Annotated in this window: 17 protein-coding genes; 9 read left to right on the forward strand and 8 right to left on the reverse strand. The window is 52.5% G+C overall.

Translation table 11 applies throughout. From position 1 onward, the window contains the following. Positions 1-281 precede the first annotated feature (281 nt). The 8 genes from ACOYW1_RS17955 (at position 282) to ACOYW1_RS17990 (ending at position 10,767) form a co-directional block, all read left to right on the forward strand. Positions 282-1,385 (forward strand): microcin C ABC transporter permease YejB, encoded by a 1,104-nt coding sequence (locus ACOYW1_RS17955; protein WP_482419135.1) that lies wholly within the window; start codon positions 282-284, stop codon positions 1,383-1,385. A gap of 249 nt (positions 1,386-1,634) precedes the next feature. Beyond that, positions 1,635-2,669, forward strand: coding sequence for an ABC transporter permease (locus ACOYW1_RS17960; protein ID WP_482419136.1), 1,035 nt, complete (start codon positions 1,635-1,637; stop codon positions 2,667-2,669). Continuing rightward, entirely contained in the window at positions 2,666-4,270 is a 1,605-nt protein-coding gene (locus ACOYW1_RS17965) for an ABC transporter ATP-binding protein (protein ID WP_482419137.1), read from the forward strand. The genes ACOYW1_RS17960 and ACOYW1_RS17965 overlap by 4 nt, the downstream gene beginning before the upstream one ends. Positions 4,271-4,316: 46 nt before the next feature. Beyond that, complete coding sequence (locus ACOYW1_RS17970; RefSeq protein WP_482419138.1) at positions 4,317-5,426, forward strand: hypothetical protein; 1,110 nt, start codon at positions 4,317-4,319, stop codon at positions 5,424-5,426. Between the two features lie 243 nt (positions 5,427-5,669). Continuing rightward, positions 5,670-6,476, forward strand: coding sequence for a class I SAM-dependent methyltransferase (locus ACOYW1_RS17975; RefSeq protein WP_482419139.1), 807 nt, complete (start codon positions 5,670-5,672; stop codon positions 6,474-6,476). A 271-nt stretch (positions 6,477-6,747) separates the two neighbouring features. Next, positions 6,748-7,719 carry a hypothetical protein gene (locus ACOYW1_RS17980; RefSeq protein WP_482419140.1) on the forward strand — a complete coding sequence of 324 codons (972 nt, stop codon included), beginning with the start codon at positions 6,748-6,750 and terminating at the stop codon, positions 7,717-7,719. 1,692 nt (positions 7,720-9,411) lie between these two features. Further along, positions 9,412-9,582, forward strand: a complete 171-nt coding sequence (locus ACOYW1_RS17985) for a 4Fe-4S binding protein (protein ID WP_482423754.1) — start codon at positions 9,412-9,414, stop codon at positions 9,580-9,582. Between the two features lie 189 nt (positions 9,583-9,771). Beyond that, complete coding sequence (locus ACOYW1_RS17990) at positions 9,772-10,767, forward strand: hypothetical protein (protein ID WP_482419141.1); 996 nt, start codon at positions 9,772-9,774, stop codon at positions 10,765-10,767. Between the two features lie 117 nt (positions 10,768-10,884). On the opposite strand, the gene ACOYW1_RS17995 is transcribed toward ACOYW1_RS17990, so the two are convergent. The 4 genes from ACOYW1_RS17995 to ACOYW1_RS18010 all read right to left on the reverse strand — a co-directional run bounded on the left by ACOYW1_RS17995 (position 10,885) and on the right by ACOYW1_RS18010 (position 14,421). Beyond that, a complete protein-coding gene (locus ACOYW1_RS17995) occupies positions 10,885-11,196 on the reverse strand; it encodes a hypothetical protein (RefSeq protein ID WP_482415461.1) in 312 nt (103 codons plus the stop codon). Between the two features lie 331 nt (positions 11,197-11,527). Then, the gene (locus tag ACOYW1_RS18000; RefSeq protein ID WP_482419142.1) at positions 11,528-12,295 is read right to left on the reverse strand and encodes a helix-turn-helix transcriptional regulator; all 768 of its coding nucleotides are present in this window, start codon (positions 12,293-12,295) and stop codon (positions 11,528-11,530) included. A 372-nt stretch (positions 12,296-12,667) separates the two neighbouring features. Further along, the gene (locus tag ACOYW1_RS18005) at positions 12,668-13,615 is read right to left on the reverse strand and encodes a methyltransferase (protein WP_482419143.1); all 948 of its coding nucleotides are present in this window, start codon (positions 13,613-13,615) and stop codon (positions 12,668-12,670) included. Between the two features lie 209 nt (positions 13,616-13,824). After that, positions 13,825-14,421: a 4'-phosphopantetheinyl transferase family protein gene (locus ACOYW1_RS18010; protein ID WP_482419144.1), complete on the reverse strand. Its 597-nt coding sequence runs from the start codon at positions 14,419-14,421 to the stop codon at positions 13,825-13,827. Between ACOYW1_RS18010 and ACOYW1_RS18015 the strand changes: the two genes are divergently transcribed. Next, positions 14,337-14,525 carry a hypothetical protein gene (locus tag ACOYW1_RS18015; protein WP_482423879.1) on the forward strand — a complete coding sequence of 63 codons (189 nt, stop codon included), beginning with the start codon at positions 14,337-14,339 and terminating at the stop codon, positions 14,523-14,525. The two genes, ACOYW1_RS18010 and ACOYW1_RS18015, sit on opposite strands and share 85 nt — an antisense overlap. A 165-nt stretch (positions 14,526-14,690) precedes the next feature. On the opposite strand, the gene ACOYW1_RS18020 is transcribed toward ACOYW1_RS18015, so the two are convergent. The 4 genes from ACOYW1_RS18020 to ACOYW1_RS18035 form a co-directional block, all read right to left on the reverse strand. Further along, on the reverse strand, positions 14,691-15,233 hold the full coding sequence (locus ACOYW1_RS18020; protein WP_482419145.1) for a transcription termination/antitermination NusG family protein: 543 nt from the start codon (positions 15,231-15,233) through the stop codon (positions 14,691-14,693). A gap of 331 nt (positions 15,234-15,564) precedes the next feature. Then, on the reverse strand, positions 15,565-16,506 hold the full coding sequence (gene cysK, locus ACOYW1_RS18025) for a cysteine synthase A (protein WP_482419146.1): 942 nt from the start codon (positions 16,504-16,506) through the stop codon (positions 15,565-15,567). A gap of 217 nt (positions 16,507-16,723) precedes the next feature. Next, positions 16,724-17,509 carry a thioesterase II family protein gene (locus tag ACOYW1_RS18030; protein WP_482419147.1) on the reverse strand — a complete coding sequence of 262 codons (786 nt, stop codon included), beginning with the start codon at positions 17,507-17,509 and terminating at the stop codon, positions 16,724-16,726. Between the two features lie 64 nt (positions 17,510-17,573). Beyond that, the gene (locus tag ACOYW1_RS18035; protein ID WP_482419148.1) at positions 17,574-19,034 is read right to left on the reverse strand and encodes an MFS transporter; all 1,461 of its coding nucleotides are present in this window, start codon (positions 19,032-19,034) and stop codon (positions 17,574-17,576) included. Positions 19,035-19,122: the final 88 nt, after the last annotated feature.

Below are 19,122 nucleotides of genomic sequence, written 5' to 3' on the forward strand. Positions count from 1 at the left end.
CCGGGGGCCAAACTTTTGAAAAGTTTGACAAACAGGTTTTGCTCAATTTCACAAAAAGCTTCGCAAAAGCTCTTCCCCTGAGGAACGAAGGGGAAAGCGCATTCGCAACGTGCTTTCAAGGTGGCACACCTTGCCGCCGGAGGCCGTGCGGTTAAATCAACACTGGGCAAGTGGTGACAACGTATCCTGTAACGTCGAAGCTTGCGATCCAGTCCGCATAAACCATCAGCGTTCATGTCGGGCGCAGCCCGAGCCGAAGGCATGTTTTTTTCGGAGTCCTTATGAAAGAGTACATCGCCAAACGGGTGTTTCTGATCTTCCCCACCCTTTTGGGCATCATCACCATCAATTTTTTTCTGGTCCAGGCGGCCCCGGGGGGGCCGGTGGAGACCATGATCGCCCGGCTCAGCGGCACCGAGGTCTCGGCCGTGGACCGGGCCACGGGCAACCAGGAGACGAGCGGGCCATCGGACACGGACGAAGCCCTGGGGGAGTCGTCATCGCCCTATAAAGGGGCCGACGGAATTCCGCCCGAGGTGATCCAGGAGATTGAGCGCCTCTACAACTTCGACAAACCTGTCTTCACCCGTTACCTCCTTATGTTGAGGGATTTTTCGTGCTTTGACTTCGGCGAGAGTTTCTTCAGGGACAAGCGCGTGGTGGACCTCATCAAGGAGAAGCTTCCCGTCTCCATCTCCTTGGGGGTCTGGAGCACGGTGCTCATCTACCTCATCTCCATCCCCCTGGGAATCGCCAAGGCCGTGCGCCACGGCAGCCGGTTCGACCTCTGGAGTTCCCTTGCCGTCATCGTGGGGGATGCCGTGCCCATGTTCCTCTTTGCCATCGTGCTCATCATCTTTCTGGCCGGGGGCAACTACCTGACCCTGTTTCCCCTGCGCGGCCTGGTCTCGGACAACATTGGCCAGCTCAGCACCTGGGGAAAGATCCTGGACTACCTCTGGCACATGGTGCTGCCCATCACCACCATGGTCATCGGCGGGTTTGCCTCCCTCACCATGCTCACCAAAAACGCCTTTTTGGACGAGATCAGCGCCCAGTACGTCACCACCGCACGGGCCAAGGGCATCACGGAAAAACGCATCCTCTACGGACACATCTTCCGAAACGCCATGCTCATCGTGATTTCAGGGTTTCCCGCAGCCTTTATCTCCATGTTCTTTACAGGATCCCTCATGACCGAGGTGATCTTCTCCCTGGACGGCATGGGGCTCATGGGCTTTGAAGCGGCCATGGGGCGCGACTACCCCGTGATGTTCGCCACCCTTTACATTTTTACCCTCATGGGCCTGGCCTTGAGCATCGTCAGCGACCTCACCTACACCCTGGTGGACCCCAGGATCTCCTTCGGGTCGTCGGGGAGCTGATCAAAGCTTGCCATGTTCAAAGCCTGCCTCCGGCAGGGCCGCCGGAGGCAAACATAAGCTGAATAGTTACTCGTTACAAACAAAGAGACAATCCACGAACACCTCAGTGATTTCCCCTGAGGAACGAAGGGTAAATCGCTGAGGTAACCAGCTTTCAAGGTGGCTCACCTTGCCGCCGGAGGCAGCTTTTTGCCCACCCATCGACCCAAACCGTGCACCCAAACCATGCACATGGATACACGCTGCATCATGAAATTATCGCCCCTTACGCGCAAGCGCCTGTCTGTCTTCAGGAGAGACCGGCGCGCCTTTATCTCCTTGCTGGTCTTCGGCGTTCTTTTTGCCATGAGCCTGGCAGCAGAGCTCATCGCCAACGACACGCCCCTTTACGTTCATTACAAAGGAAGGCACTGTTTCCCCCTGCTGGCCACCTACAGCGACCGGGATTTCGGAGGGTTTCTCCCGTCCGAGGCCTGTTATTCCGACCCTTACCTGATCCATGCCATCGAAGAGGACGGCTGGATCCTCTGGCCGCCGGTGCGTTTCAGCTACGACACCATTCGGTACGACCTGCCCGTGCCGCCGCCCACGGCCCCCTCCCTGGCCAACCCCCTGGGCACCGATGATCTGGGCCGGGACGTTTTTGCACGCATCCTCTACGGATTTCGCCTCTCGGTTCTCTTCGGGTTTGCCTTCACCTTTGTCACTTCGGCCCTGGGCATCGCCGCAGGGGCCATCCAGGGGTATTACGGGGGCCGGGTGGACCTGTGGGGCCAGCGGCTCATGGAGATCTGGTCGGGCATTCCCATGCTTTACCTTCTCATCATCATGAACAGCTTCATGACCCCGGGCTTCTGGTGGCTCCTGGCACTGATGGTCCTTTTCGGGTGGATGCGCCTCGTGGGCGTGGTCCGTGCCGAGTTCCTCAAGGGAAGGCAGCTTGACTATGTGCAGGCGGCACGGGCCCTGGGAGTAAAAGACCGGGAGATCATCACCCGCCACATCCTGCCCAACGCCATGGTGGCAGCCATGACCTTTCTTCCCTTTATCCTCTCGGGCTCCATCGGCATCCTCACCTCCCTGGACTTCCTTGGGTTCGGCATGCCGCCGGGATCGCCTTCCCTGGGGGAGCTGCTCGCCGCAGGAAAATCAAACCTCCACGCCCCCTGGCTGGGCCTTTCGGCCTTTGCCATCGTAGCGTCCATGCTCACCCTGCTGGTCCTCATCGGAGAAGGCGTCCGAAACGCCATGGACCCCAAGCACATCCAAAAGGAGGCATCATGACACTTCTCTCCATCCAGAACCTGGCCGTGGATTTTCGAACCAGCCAGGGCTTGAGCCCCGCGGTTCACGACATGAGCTTTGATGTGGGCCAGGGCGAGGTGGTGGCCCTTGTGGGGGAAAGCGGCTCCGGCAAATCGGTGTGTTCCCATGCCGTTGTCCAGCTCCAGAAGCACCTGGGGGCACAGGTCCGGGGCTCCGTCTCCTTTGACGGCACCGAGCTCACCGGCCTATCAGACCGGGTGCTTCGCAGCTACCGGGGCCGGGAGATCGCTTACATCTTCCAGGAGCCGGGGACCTCCCTGAACCCCTTGCACCCCGTGGGCCGACAGATGACGGAGTGGGCCCGCATCGTGGAAGGGACGGACACCAGAACAGCCATGGAAAAGGCGGTACAGCTCCTGGGCGATGCCGGGATCAGGCACCCGGAGAAGCGCATCGGCCATCTGCCCCACACCTTCTCCGGCGGAGAAAAACAGCGCATCATGATCGCCATGGCCCTCATGGGAAACCCGAAACTCATCGTGGCCGACGAGCCCACCACGGCCCTGGATGCAACGCTCCAGGAACAGATCCTCACCCTCATCACCGGGGTTCGGGACCGTTACGGCACCGCCATCCTCCTTATTACCCACGACCTGGCCGTGGTGCGGTCCCATGCCGATCGGGTGGTGGTGGCCAAAGAGGGGCGCATTGTGGAGAGCGCCCCCACAAGCGAACTCTTTGGCGCCCCCAAAACCGCCTACACCCGGATGCTCCTGAACAAAAGCCACGGGGGCCCCGTCAAAGCGCCCCGGGAGAAGAAAAAACTCCTTGAACTCGAAGGCATCGGCGTCACCTATACCCGCCAGTCCCGGTTCAAAAAAGAGCCCCCTTTAAAAGCGGTGGACGGGGTCTCCCTGACCCTCACCGAGGGCACCACCTTAGGGGTTGTCGGCGAAAGCGGATCCGGCAAAAGCACCCTGGCCCGGGCCGTCCTGCGCCTCATTCCCTCCACCGGCACCATGCGCTTCGACGGAGAGCCCCTATCCGAACTAACCGGGGAACCCTTAAGGCAGCTCCGCCGGAGCATCCAGGTGGTGTTCCAGGATCCCCACAGCAGCTTCAACCCCAAGATGACCGTGGGCGATATTGTGGGCGAAGGCCTGCGCGCCTTCAACCACCCGGGGCCCTACACCGAAAAAGTGGTAGACCGATGCCTCACCAACGTGGGCCTTGCCCCCCAAGACAAGGGGAAGTACCCCCATCAATTCTCAGGGGGGCAGAAGCAGCGCATCGCCATTGCCAGGGCCCTTGCCCTCTCCCCCAAGCTGGTGATTCTGGACGAGCCCACCTCGTCCCTGGACCGCAACATCCAGTTCCAGATCGTCTCCTTATTAAAAGAGCTCCAGGCCAAGCTGGGCCTCTCTTACCTCTTTATCAGTCACGATCTGGACGTGATCCGCGCCATCAGCCACGACATCGCGGTGATGAAGGCTGGAAAACTCGTGGAATGGGGACCAGCAGACACCGTCTTTGCCTCGCCCTCACACGACTACACACGGATGCTGCTGAAAGGGGAAACCATGGCGGCACACAGAAATACCCCAGTGGGTGAACGCTAAGATGTCATGGTTCACATGAAGTGCTCATGCGTACGAGGAGGTTTCGTTGAATAAATCGATTCTTGTTGCCACCATTCTAAGCGTCTCTCTTTTTGCCTGGTTGTTTCACAGCCAGCATGCTGACGTTTCAGAACCGAAATCAGAGACAAGCTCAATATTGACAGAATATCCCGAAAAGAAACCTGAGAATACATCAGCAGACCATTATTCAGCTATCCAGAGTGAAGCTATGGTTCCGAAGCCCCGAAAAGAGCCATCGACCTCCCCCACGGTGACGTCAGCAAAAGATGAGATCGAAAGCCACGTGCAAGGCATGATCCCGAAGCACCATGCCGAACACCTTGACGCCCTGATCAAAGGCAACGATCTGGAAGGGTTCCTGGCTTATATTTCACGTCATAATCTTGATATAAACGCCTTCACACATGATCCCCATGCCCTTCGGTTGTGTGAGCGCTGGATTACCCATTCCACGGAACCTGTCAGCGTCGAGATACTGCAAAAGTTGATGGATGCCGGAGCCGCCCTTGATGAGCCCGGCCGTGATCTATTTTCCTATCTTCTCCTCAGTCGGGACGAAGAGATTCTGAGTTTTCTCGTTGAAGCATACCCACACCTTATTCCCCGCGATGGCGTAGAGGCATTCAAGCTGCAGGCTTATGCCGGCAGCCCCGACATCATGAAGAAGTTGCAGGAGGAAGGTGTTACTATCACCCCAGATGATTTCACAGAAAAGGAGCTTATTGCCATTGAACAGAAGTGCTGGGACCCGGAGTGTTTTGTCATTCTCGAAGAGGCAGGCATCCGGTTCGAAAAGCGTGCGGTGTATAACGCCATCATGCACGGTCGCCTGGAATCCCTGGCCCACCATGCCCGACATTTGCCCCTGTCCGAATTAGAGTTCGATGATAAAGATGCTCTGGATATCGCCCTTTTAAGCCCGAGAACCACAACACGCACCGTTGCATTTCTCCTGGAGCAGGGGCTCGCCATTCAACCGAAACACCTCCAGAAAGCGAAAGAAAATGTTGCATTTGACGGAGTCCTTACCCTTGAAGGAGGGACGGAAAAATTACACGGTTCCGCCTCCTCCGACGGGTACCCTTTTGCAAAAGAGGTTCTGAATTATATGAGATTGAAATCACGTCAGAAATGACTCGCCCTGGCAAAAAAAACACAAATATTTACTTACGCGGATTACCGCGATGATGACGATTCTTTTTTAAAGGCGCAGAGGCTTCTCTCCGAAAAGCACAAGATCCACCTCCTGCTTTATCTATTCCCCTTGACAACCGACCTGCATACGCCTTATTGAAAGTAGTACGGCAAGCCAAGAAAAAGTGCATCCTATAAAGATTTCACATCGCAAAACACCCCCACGCCAGTTCAGGGAGACACAATGAACGCCCCTTTCTCAAAACCGCAGCTGAAAAATGTCTCGGAGACCTTACTGATCCCCTTAAGGGCAAGGTATCTTGAAACCCAGCGACCGGACGGAATCATTCACGATCCCCTATCGTGTGACATCCTGAAGCAAATCGGCCATGACTTTTCGGGAGAAAAAGAGGTGTCGGACATGTCCCAGACCGGGGTGGCCATCCGCACCGAAATCCTTGACGAGCAGACACGCCGATTTCTCGATACCAACCCCGAGGCGGTGGTTGTCAACTTAGGGTGTGGGCTGGATACCCGCTTCCTGCGCCTGGATAACGGCCGCGTAACCTGGTTTGACCTGGATATGAAAGATGTCATCGACATCCGGCGCAGTTTCTTCCAGGAGACAGACCGGTTTCGCTTTATCGGCACATCCGTCCTGGACATATCCTGGCTGGACGATATTCCCAAAGACAGGCCCACCCTGTTCATTGCCGAAGGCCTCCTCATGTATTTCACGGAAGACGAAATCAAACCCCTCTTTGAAGCCATCCAAAAAAATGTGCCGAATGCCGCCATGCTTTTCGAGGCCATGTCCCCCTTTATCGCCAGAAGCTCAAACGCGCACCCGGACGTGAAAAACTACGACGCAACCTTCAAATGGGGCATTGTCTCCGGCAAAGAGCTGGAGACCTGGGGCCTGGGCCTGCGTTTTGTGAAAGAGTGGTACTACTTTGACCGCCACAGGAACAGGCACTCTCCAATGTTCCGATGCCTCTCCCTGCTGCCGTTTTTCAGAAAGGCCATGAAAATTGTCCATGTGAGGTTGTGAGGTCACGACAGCGCGGGACCCGCTCCTCATCCGCCTTAACCTCAGACGGAGGAAACATTTTGTCAAACGTGCAGGGACGTTCCTTTGAATGTCATCATTCATTTCAATGATGACATCGTACAATCCTCTTGTTTGAAAGGGCCTATAATGTTAGCTTGGCACAAACAAGAGCCCGCATGACACGCCTCCGGCGTTTTATTCGGCAGCATGTTGTGTCTGTTAATGACTTCAGGACCATGGGGATTCATCCCAGATAAAAAGGAAAAGAAACATGACAACAAATGAAGAGACGATTGTAATGACGCCCCTTTGGTTGGCCATTGAAGAGAATCTGCTTGCCCTTGAGGGACAGAACATCACCGAAGAGAACAAGGAAAAAACTGTCCAGAAGATAGTTGGGGAGCTGGACGGTAAAGGGTATGCGGTTTCAAAATCCGGAATTAAAATGATGGCACTGAGATGGGCTTTGGAGGACATGCTGAAGGTTGGAAGGCCCATGCTCAAGGACCTAACCAAGGCACTTTCCGAACTGACCCTTGAAGACCTTGCCAACCCCTGCCATGCATCCTACAGGGTCACGGATAACCTGGGCAAAACCTGGGAAAGGATCCAGAAAACGGACAGGCGAGACGCCCTGCTCCAAATGTTTGAAGAGGCCAAGCTGGATCTGCTTGTCCAGAAAGCCAAGGGCCTGGACGGCGACCTGGGCATTCGGCTCTTGATTGAAGAGACCGTGGAAAGCCCGGTGATCTTGGAGCGCATGGGTATTCCCCAGGAAAAACTGGATCAGGTACATGCGGATATCGCCGCAGAAATCGCGGCAAGAAACAATGTACTGTCTCTGCTTGAAACCGTCGAAGGCAAGCCCGACCATGAAAAGGTAAAATTCCTTTTCAGCAATGATATCCCGGAAGAACTCATCATTGAGGTCGCTCAGATCGCTCAGGCAGACATCGACAAAGCCAAAAAAGCCATGGAAGAAGAGCTGAAAGAGCAGCAGCGGCTGGCAGAAGAAGCCGCGGCTAAGAAAAAAGCCGAGGCAGAAGGCCCGGCCCTCGAAGACATTCCCATGGACCAGATGGCTGAACACATCTATGCCATCCGTGAGATCCAGTACTTCAGCGACGTGGAAAAAGAGATCCGCACCATGTGCGAGCAGAGCGCCATCCCCAAGGCCATCGTGGACCTCTCCTTTTCAGATCCCGACAAGTTCGATGAGCTTGAAAAACAGTGCGAAGGGTAACGGGCACGCCCCTACCCACCCCTACACGATAAAATAAATCATCCATGTAGCCACAATAAAGGCCCCGAATTTCGGGGCCTTTTTTTGTAAGGTCAGAGATAGTCACGTCCCACCTCAATTGGAAACTCTGACGGTCCAGCTCCTGTGCGAGCTTGATCTTTTCCAACAGTCCTGAGCTGTTCCCCAGTGCATCTGTTCCCTGCGCCACTTTGCGTGGAAGCCCACCTCCTTTTCGAAAACTGAGGGAGAATGGCCCCCACTCATCGTTACCTCCAAATGAAGTCTATGAAACGCGAACCAGGAGGACACAGCCTACAGAATCGTTCAGCTTTGTCCTCATACCGGAAAACAAAGTGGCAGAACTAACCTCCATCTGCGGGGTCGCATGGGCCAGCACATCGTCTTCAGTCTCTGCCCGTCCCGGCACGCCGGTATCCTGATTTATCGACGACACAGGCGCTTGCGTTTCTGCTCTCTATCCCGGACATTTCATAAAAAACGTTCAGAATAAAAGCCGCCGGCGGTCCTGCCGGGAGCAGCTGAGTAGTTACTTCACCGTTATGAAGAATCGACACATGCGAATGATACCCACACTAACGGCCATGGCGATATGCATGACAACGACAGGGGTGGCCGGTGAAAAACATCCGCGACAGATCAGCACCCATTTCAAGCTGCAGAGGAAGCCCTCGGGTGCCTGTTGGAAGAGGCGTATACAAAGTTGGAGGCATCGTTTTCCGATGGGTTGAGGCAGGCCTTCCTGAAAGATTTAAAGCAGCCTGGCTATCCATTCTCTCCCAGGGTGGGCCATTGGGAAAAACAATTAAAAGCAGACACGAAACAAATGCTTCTCATACGGTTGCGACACTTCGCTGCCATTTTGAAAAACAGGTGATAGGCTTTAAGCTCAGTACGGATAAAAAGGGAACCATCGTGGATCTGCGGTTCCTGCCCGCAGAACCCTTATAGGTATGGAGCCCACTGGCCTGCTCTAAGCCGAAAACATTTCAGCAAAGTGCCTCGCTCACAACAGGCACGCCAGCTCAACGACTTCCCAGGGGACGGCCTGCCTCTTACTGGCTCGATCTCAAAAGCTACCGGCCTGCAAAAATGACCCTCCCCCTTCTCATCCTCCATAGGGAAAGGGATTACCAGGTCCCCTTGCGGATTACAACCGACGGGTGCAGCACCTTGAGAACAAGGACTGCGTAGTCTTGAAGCGTTCCCCGAACCTCAACCCCTCTTCATGCCCGGAGAGGCCCCGAGCCGCTTGCCGAATAAACCACACCTGGCTATGTCGACCCTCCTATGATTAGAGATATCGAACTGTGGATTTAAACGCTGCCCCCAACTAACAATAAGAACTGATAAACAGGTCACAGCAAACCGCCATACAGCCCAATGCCCCCACACAATTACTACTAGCCAAACAACAAGATAAAAAAACTTGACCTCAGGCTTGCTTTTAAATATATTTTCGCTGAAACAAATCTTATTTAGCACTCCTAATAAAATTTGCACGCATCAAGAGGGAGAAAAATGGATCGCCGCAAATTCATCAAATATTTATTCATTTCGACACTCACAACCTACCCAACCCTCCTATCACCTTTAAAAAAGAGCCTTGAAGCAGAACCAATAGCTGTCATGAATAAAACAACCTCACGAAATTGGTGGGAAGAGTCTTGCTACATGATTGACTGTGATAAATGCATAAACTGCCGAGCCTGTGAGGATGAATGTCCCGTGTCTGCTATTTATCAGTGGAACGATAGTGAATGTGCGGTCATAGATCCAGACCAATGTATTTGTTGTGGTGAATGTGTAAAAGTATGCCCCACAGATGCTATCATTGAAAGATAGTAGCGCCCCCTTTCAAAAACAGTATCAAAAACCAACTATCACCTAAAATTGTAATAGCCACACCGACTTTGCCCCATGGATACGCCCCAAAAACCGCAGAACCATTTAAAAACGGCAACAATGCTTATGCTTAACAAAAAAAAAGTAATCGTATGCAGCCTCTGTATATTACTATCAATAGTGACCTATATGGTGATCCCAACACGGTTTGAGAATACTCAGCCTCATGCCTCTGCTCCTATCCAAATAAACAGGCAAGAAAGCCATAAACAAAAGACGGACATGATCCCTCCTCCCTATTCGAAAAAACCCCAAACAAATCACGTCACTACCTCACCGGCAAAAAGCTCTCCAAAAACCGACACAGAGGTCGTGCCTTCGGACCTTGTGCCTGCTTCTTCCACGTCTTTACCAAGGAAGGTCACACGTCAGTTATTCGATATTTACAACACTGAAGACATCGACGCATTGATCGCCTATATCCTGAAACATAACATTGATATCAACCGACCATTAAACACACGAAACCATGTGACTTTATTCCACAGCATCGTACGACGTAATCTAACTGATGCGAAACGGCTGGTTGATGCGGGCTTAGTGGACGTTACGCGCCATCCGAATATTCTTTCAGCCGCTGTCATGTCCGGATCGGTGGAAACCTTGGACTGGATCATTGAACTTGGGGCTCCCATCACCAAAACGAACGCAAGGGAAGAAAATCTTTTCTTTGATGGGGTCCTGTATGGCGATATCGACATGCTGAAAAGGCTCGAAGATTTGGATATCATCAGCCATCAAACTCTACGCGGCAGAGATGCCCTGGACTGGGCCATCACCACGACGAAGGCAGAGCCAGACACGTTAAACTACTTGTTAGACACGGGGTTCACCATCAAAGAGAGAAACTACTACGATGCTGCCAAATACGGTTCTCTCGGTTCCCTTGACTTTTTAAAAGCCCACACATCCGATCTCACTGAAATCCGCATATTCGACCAAACCATGATGGATATTGCCGTGGAAGCCTCGCAACCTGTGAGCTACATCCAGGCCCTTGAAAAAGAGGGGTTTGTGCTCAACGAAAGTCACCTTGAAATGGCCAGAGCAAAATCAGAAACACATCCCGACGTTAGCGCACTTGTTCGCTACATTGCCGATAGAGTTGAAACAAGAGAACCCTGAATCCGCACACAGTAAACTTGCAGCCACGTCTGCAAATACGTCGGCCAAAACTGGCAAGCACTGGCGAATGGCCCCGAAATACCGGGGCCGTAATCGCCAAACACATTGAGGGAGACATCACTCCCCGCGCTTAGAGGCCTTGATGGGGTTAAGCTTCTTTTCAACGGGGCCGTTTGACGCAAGGGCCGCCACGATATGGTGGTTCTCGTTACGGATCTTTTCGGTGTCGTACCCCAGGGACTCCAGGGTTTCGATACACTGCTTTCGCTGCCCCCCGTAGCGGTTGACGTCGGCCAGGTTGCGGCCCACCTTATCCGGGGTTGTGAGGTAGAGGCCTTTTTCGTCAATGGCCATTACCTGCCTCATACCGTGCACCTCGATTTCATCGATGACCATCTCGCGGCTCGTTCCGAATCGGTTGGGTTCCATGTGTTTCTCTCCTTTAGATTAAAGGTTAGACCTGACGGGCAGGCAAAAATTAAATTTCATCATTTCAAGACACAACCGCACCATATTCATCCTAATCACTTTTTTCATCATGGGCAATAATTTTAGTGGGGCCTAAAAAATATCACCCAAATAGCCTGTCTTTATGTTGGTCATGGGTCAAAAAAACAGAAAAAAGAAAAGAGCCCCATGACGGTGCACCATCCACTTACAGCTGAAGATCGGGGTCTAGTCTGATGTTTTATCAACACCTTGGTTATAAAGCACTGCACACGTCATTGAGTTACCCCGGATGAACCCAGTTGCTCTGCATTTAAAAAGCAGCACGACACTGCCGGGCAACCTCACCAGGGTTCACGCCGAAGGCTTTCCGGTAGGCACAGATAAAATGGCTTACATTGACATACCCCACGTCGTAGGCAGCTTCACTGACGTTTTTCACCCCCGCCTCCAGAAAGGCGCGTGCCACCTCCATTTTGTGACGTCTCAAATAACCAAAAACAGTGGTTCCGTAGACGCGACGGAAGCCTTCTTTGAGCTTTGTCTCGTTGATGCCCGTCTGACGGGCCAACGTGGCAATGGAGGGGGGATTTTTCAGGTCCGCCACAAGGTAATCCCTTGCGGAATGGATCCTGTCGGTTTCCTGTGGGGTAAAAGACCGGCCTATCTCTCTGTGGGCTGGCGCCAGGGCATTCACCTGGAGGCAGAGAAGCTCAAGGGCTTTGCTCTCGAGGAAAAGCTCCCGACACTCACCGTCAAAGGGACATGAGAGTATCTGATGGCAGGCGGCTTGCATGGCGGGGGGGAGGCTTCCGGTGACGGTAAACTTGTCCTTGTCCCTCCCCTCTCCTTCGGCGATGGGACGAAGCCGAGGCGGCAGGCAGGACGCATCTTCCCCCACCAGGGAGTAGAGAAGGGACGGGTCCACAGAGAGCCCCACAATACAGATATCCGTATCGCCCACCGCCTCGCAGCGTCCTGAGGTATTCGGGGCATAGCTGGCGTTTGCAGCGCCGGCGCTGCTTCGACACCAGGATCGGGTCATGTCCAGGATCGCCATGCCCTTATCGTCAGCCAGCACCAAGCCGCCGAGATGTGGGCTCCCCGCACATTCAAACCAAGGACCAGCGGCCTGCGGGCACTGAACCGGCTCACGGTAACATGGAGCCCGCGGCGAATAGGGATCACCTCGTAACTGGCATACTCTTCCGAAAGCCCGGCCATGGAACTGGCAATCTCCCCATAGGGTGAAGCCTCCGACGTCTTTCTGTAATCACTGAAAAGAAAAGCCGTGCCATCATCCGATCTCTGCTGAAGCATCTCTCGTTCCATTGGTAATCCCGTCAACACCACGTGGGTTCTGTGGAAATGTGTCGATTAGGAAACGGCCACGCGAGCGGCGATATCCAGAGTGTTGTCATATGACCCGTCTTCGGGTTGTCTCACGGTTACGTCACAGAATCCTGCCTGCTTCAGCGCATCGGTTAACCGAGCTTCGGAGATGGCATGGGTGGGATATCCGCCCAGGCGGGTCATGAATTCCATGATCAACCCTTTCCAGGCCTTTTCCCTTGACGTCCAGGGTCATGTGCCTGGAGACAAACACCCCTCCGGGGTTCAAGGCAGCACGAACCTGCTTCAGGAAATCAACGATGCGATGATCGCGGCTCCACTCGTAGAGGTAGTTGGAGACAAACACCAGGTCATACCCCGTCCCGAAGTCCTCACCGGACTCAAGGTCCACGCCCCGCGCTTCGAGGCGCCCTTCATAACCCGCTTTCGCGATATACGGCCCCGCAGCCTCCGCCACCTCGGGCAAGTCATACACAACCGCCGAAAGGTCCGGGTTCCGGTCCAGGATCCCCATGGAAAAATAGCCGAAACTTCCGGCGATGTCGCACATGCGACGCATGGAAGTAAATTCTGGCAACGATGCGATGAACGACGTCGCGCTCTGAATTTTCCCACCCCGGCCCCCTTGGAGCATGGTATCCATCATCTCCCCGTTCGCCCACGCTCTGTCATCATGGGCAGCGCCCCCTTCGGTCATGATCTGTTGGGCGTTGTTCAAGAGATTGGACATGTTTCCCATGGCTGTGAGCACCTTTCCTTGAAATGCCGGGGAAGATGAGACGAAAAATTCACGGGACACCGAGTTCAGGGCATACGTCCCATCCTCTCCGGAAAGGTATCCTCCTTCGCGAAGAATCTCAAGAAGGGCCTGGGTCATGCCCGCATCGGTCCCAAGAGCCCCGGAAAGGCCATGGGTGTCCATGGAGCCACTCTCCAAGGCGTCAAAAACGCCTAATCCAACGGCCGTTTGAATAATCTGGGGCATATGGGCGGTGAACAGCATATTGAAAGTATCTTTAAAATCAGCGGTAAGCTTTGGGAGTTTCATCTATTGTTCCTTATTATTAAGTCAGAGGTATCATCCCCCTTTTGGCGATCATGCTAAGAAGAAAAGGAAGGCATGTCAAGCTATTTTAGGGATGCCAAACTTTTTTTTTTTTACATCAGACTCCATCCATACTCCCTACCCCAACTGCCAGGCGCCTTACCTTACTACAGAAGAAAGGCCGGGGCCCCTGTTCCAGTCCGACACATTTGTCAAAAGGCCACAACGGCCGCTGAGTAGCCTTGCGCAGGTGCAAATGACAAACCAGTCGCCCACACCCCGTCCCCCCGGTCGGGAAGACTCACCCGAAAATACCCGTCCGCATCTGTCCCCTCTCCCACAGAAAAGGACTCCAACGAGCAGCTCAGCCCCTCACCCGTAGCCTTTACGTACGCCTCTTTTCTCGTCCAGAGGTCAAAAAAAGCCGCCAATTGCCCTCTGCGGTGAACCCTGCGAAGCCATGCAGATTCCACTGGGTGAAAAAAAGCATCCGCCACGGACAGAGCATCATCCATCAACCTCACACGCTCCACGTCTGCCCCTACGCAGGAGTAACGCGAAAAGGCGAAAAGGAGCAGATCGCTGCTATGCGAGACGTTAAAGGAAAGACAGGCGCCCCCCTCCGCCATGCGAAGCCCGGGCTTTCCGTATGGGCCCTCCGCCAGGTGGAGCTGCCGAGGGCTTGAACCGAGATAGCCACCCAAAAGACAACGGAGCACACCCCGTGAAACAAGGGCACGCCGTTGATCCTCATCACGAAAAAAATGCTGGGCTTTTTGGTGGTCTCGACGGGAAAGGAATTGAAACATCTGTGGAATCAAGGGAGAAAGAAAGGGCAGTGACGCCACCCACAGGTGTACCTGATGCTTTTTTAAAGGAGGAGGGCAAAACGATTTGCAAAGGTCAGAGGTGAGAGTGTGTGTCACAAGGGTTAAAGGAGGCGGGTGAAATGCAGACGTCACGGTCATTAAATGGGCTCCTTCACGGTATCGATTCACTCGTCCGCGAGGTAAACACGATTATGAATCGGTGTATTGCAAGCTTAAAGGTCGCTCAAATCGATCCCCAGCGCTAAACCTTATGCCTCAACACCCTGCGACTCACGGACCAACTCAAGCCCGAGGGTCACGTCAACGCAACGGCTCACCAAGCTCACGCGCACTCGGGCTTTTTTTTTTCTCCGATTGACAAATAAGATATCCCCCTCGCGTTCCTTGAGTGGCCCATGGACAATTTTAACCCGCCCACCCTGACACACCCCCTTTGAGACAGGGATCACCCCATCCGGCCCTGCCATGGAAAAAAGGTACTCCATCTCATGGGGAAAAACACTGACAAACCGATCATGGAATTTAAGAGGGGCGGCCGTCCCGACCCACTCCTTTTGTGCCAGGTGGTGAGCAAGTATTTCAATATCGTTCTGAACAAACAGGTACCCCGGGAAAAGGGCCATGTGCACCCGTTTTTCCTGGCCCTTGAAGGTATGAATCACTTCTTTCCTTGGAAGGTAAAAAGTCACATCCTGACTCAAGAACTGATTTAACTTAAGGGCAACGGTTTGTTCGCGGCCAGCCATTGTGTGCAATACATACCAGTTACTGGATTCATGGGCTTGATTCATTGTTTCCCCGGGAGAGTTCGACTTGCCTTGTCAGTGAAGAAAAAAGTCGTTAAGCATGGTCGAATACCTAATCGACACCTGGCCACTATGGGCGCAACAGCCACCTCAAGACGGCATGCCAGGCAAGCCTGCTTGCTACGCCAAAACTTATTTTTTTTGCTTTAACAAACTTTTTAATCCGCAACAAGATCAACAGGCGCAGGAACGCATATTTCACCCACTCGGAGCACTAAAAAGACGTTTCAGGATATTCTATCAAAAACCGTTATAGAAAAAACCCGATATCTATTCGGATCGCATCAATGTCGACCTGATTCATAGCGGCAGGTGTTTATATGGCAACAGAAAAAGAGCGACGCTGATCTACAAAAAGCCCAGTGCTGAAATATCGTTCCGCACCATCCGGGAAAATGGTCGCAATTTTTTTACCCTGTCCAAACAACCGCCTCATTTTCAGCGCCGCACACATGTTGGCGCCGGAGGAAATCCCGACAAGAAAGCCTTTTTCACTTGCAAGACGCCGTGTCATGTCAACGGCATCATCATCATCAACTTCGATAACTGCATCGATGAGATTCGTGTCCACAATGGAAGGGACAAATCCGTCGCCTATCCCTTCTATCCTGTGAAGCCCCGGTTCATGCCCCAAAAGGGCTGAAACATTCTTAGGCTCAACCGCAACGATTTTAATGTCAGGATTTTTCTCTTTAAGGTATCTGCCTGTTCCCATAAGCGTTCCGCCGCTTCCGAGCCCCGAAACGAATACGTCCACCTGCCCGTTCATGGCGGCCCATATTTCCGGGCCAGTGGAAAGATAGTGCGCCTTGCTGTTGTCATGATTTTCGAACTGATCAGGAACATAAATATTATCACTTTTCAGTTTGATATCATTCAGCATCGAGACAGCTCCCGGGACGTTTTTTTCCGAAGCTGTCAAAATAAGCTCCGCATTGAGAGCCCTGATCATCTTTTTCCTCTCATCACTCATATTTTCCGGCATGATAATTTTAACAGCATACCCTTTGACCGAACCAACCAAGGCAACGGCAATCCCCGTGTTCCCACTGGTTGCTTCCGTTATGACCATACCTTTTTTCAACTCTCCTCTTTTTTCAGCTTCTTCTATAATATAAAGAGCGACCCTGTCTTTGATTGAACCGCCGGGATTCAGGTACTCAGCCTTGGCATAGATATTCATGCTATCGCTTTCCCCAAGACCGATGTGAAGCATTGGGGTAGACCCTATCTGTTCTAAAATACCTTTTGAAATCATGTGATGAACCTCCATTTAGATACGAATCATACGTTCATGTTTCAGCCGTGACGGCACCGACATATCCACGGGCAGAGCCGAGCACAAAACGGCTCGCCATCGGCCCAGCAACCTGCTTATTTTGTGAATGCCATATTATGGATAAGGAAACAGATTCGAGTTCTCAGGGCCAGGTCAACATCGTTGTCCCGCCTCGAAGGGAACCCCGTCGATTAATTCAGGCAGGGCTGAAGGCCTGCTCGGATGGATTGGCGGTCTCTTCAAGAGAGCTGAGAATAATTCGTGAAATAAATCGCAAAAGCTCCTCCCTTTCGGTATGGAGAAAAAAATGATCTCCCCTGATCATTTCGAGACGGAAATCACCGGACGTATGATCCGCCCATGCTTCGAGTTCCTCTGTTTTCGCCTCGATATCCCCTGTCCCGCCAAACGCAAAAACAGGGCAATCGAGGGGTGCTGCATGCGTGAAGACATATGTTTCATCGATGGAAAAGTCAGCACGTAGAATCGGTATGAACATCTCCATGAGTTCCCTGCTTTGCAAAACGGCCTCAGGTGTTCCTGAAAACCGACGCAACTCACGCATAAACTCTTCATCCGGAAGGTGATGGAGGGGATTCGGCTCCGGGATATGCGGAGCACGGCTTCCGGAAACGATCAGGCTGCATGGACTGAGTCCCAGCGATGCACGAAGGTTCTGAGCCAGTTCATAGGCTATCCTTGCGCCAATGCTATGCCCGAATAGAACAAAGGGACGGTCCAGATAGGGAACAAGCTCACGTGAAAGCAAATCAACAAGCTCCTTCATATTGTCGACAGGCGTTTCGGCAATCCGGTTTTCTCTGCCTGGGAGCTGAACAGGGTAAACGCCCACATTCTCGGGCAATAAGTCTGCCCACAGCCGATATATTGACGCACCACCCCCGGCATAGGGAAAACAGAAAAGCCGAATCTGCTCGCTACCACGTCTCTTTCCAGGCATAAGCCATTGGGAATAGATCATTTTATGCACCACCTCCACCTAACAAACCAATCTTGTATTTATGTATTGCCCCAAGCAGTGAAATTTACTCCGCTGTCATTGCATGTGCCGACTCCATGGTTTTGTTGCGCCTTTCATGAACTGCCCCCCATACGATAAGCAAAAGGGACAAGCCTGTAACAACAACGGCAAATAAAGAGATATCCTGAAACCCATGAATTCTGGCATTTACAGGAGCCATGGTGATAGCACCATGGAAGTCGCCGTCACTGTAAAGCCTGACACGGCTGCTCCAGATTGCGCCAAGAATCGATACCCCGACGACCTGCCCAAGGGTCCTTGCAAGTATCAGGAGGCCTGAAACAATACCGAGATATTCTTTGGGTATCGTCCCCATGACAGCACTGTGACTGGGAGACATGAAAAGCCCCATACCTGTTCCAAGAAACAGCATCGCAACGATACACTGAAGGGTGTTGGTATTTGGACTAATCCCCACGGCAAGCAGCCCATATGAAAAAACCATAAGCAGAAGCGACGCAATGATCATTGTGGATGCGCCAAACCGATCCGAAAGGACACCTGACACAGGAGAAAACAGAACCATCATCAAGGACATGGCGCCAAACAGCAATCCCACCTGGTTCGCCATATAGCCAAGGATGTACTGAAAATAGAAAGGCGAAAGGACAAAAACCCCACTGATAGCCAAATAGAAGAAAAAAGTAATCAACAAGTTAACGCTTAAAAAAACATGTTTAAACATCCTCAAGTCCATCACAGGACTTTTGCTCTTGAGTTCGACCACCACAAATACGAATGCACAGACAAGGGAGAAACCAAGCATGCTCAATACATCAATTTTGTCAAAACCGGATCGTTGCCCAAAAGTCAGGCCCATAAGAAGAGAAAACATGCACAGAAAAAAAACTGTTGCCCCCTTAAAATCGAATGTCGGCGTTAGGGGCGTGCTGTTGTCAGGGACGTATCTCACAACCATGATACTGCCAAAAATACCGATGGGGAGGTTGACAAAAAAGATCCAGTGCCAGGAAAGAAAGTCTACTAGGAAACCACCAATAACAGGGCCAACAATAACCCCCAGAGAAACAACAGATGCAAGCAGCCCCATCGCCTTCCCGCGCTCTGCAGGTGGGAAGGCTTCTGTTGCGACAGCAAAACCAAGGGCAAGGATCATCGTGCCCCCGAGCCCCTGGAGAACACGGAACCCGATTAACCAATGAACCGAAGTGGCCAGCCCGCACAAAACAGAGCCTGTCGTGAAAAGGACGAAGCCCAAAAGATAAATCTTTTTTTTCCCCACCATGTCACCGAGGCGGCCCATAATAAGTATCAGAGTTGTGACAGTAAGGAGATAACTTACGACAACCCACTGAACAATTGCAAAATCGGTTTTGAGGTCTTTCACAAGCGTCGGCAAAATAAGGTTTACGATACTGCCGTCAACAGAGGCCATGAAGCCCCCGATCATCACTGCAAATAAAATACGCCATTTCTGGACAACATTTTGGTTTTCTTTAAGCATGGTTAACCTCATTGGTAAATTTAGGCTTGCACTCGTTAAATCCGTTCTTTATCTTTTCGCAAAAATGAGCATCACCGACACGGCACAC

The sequence above is a fragment of the Desulfoluna sp. CYM3A genome (assembly GCF_056829965.1).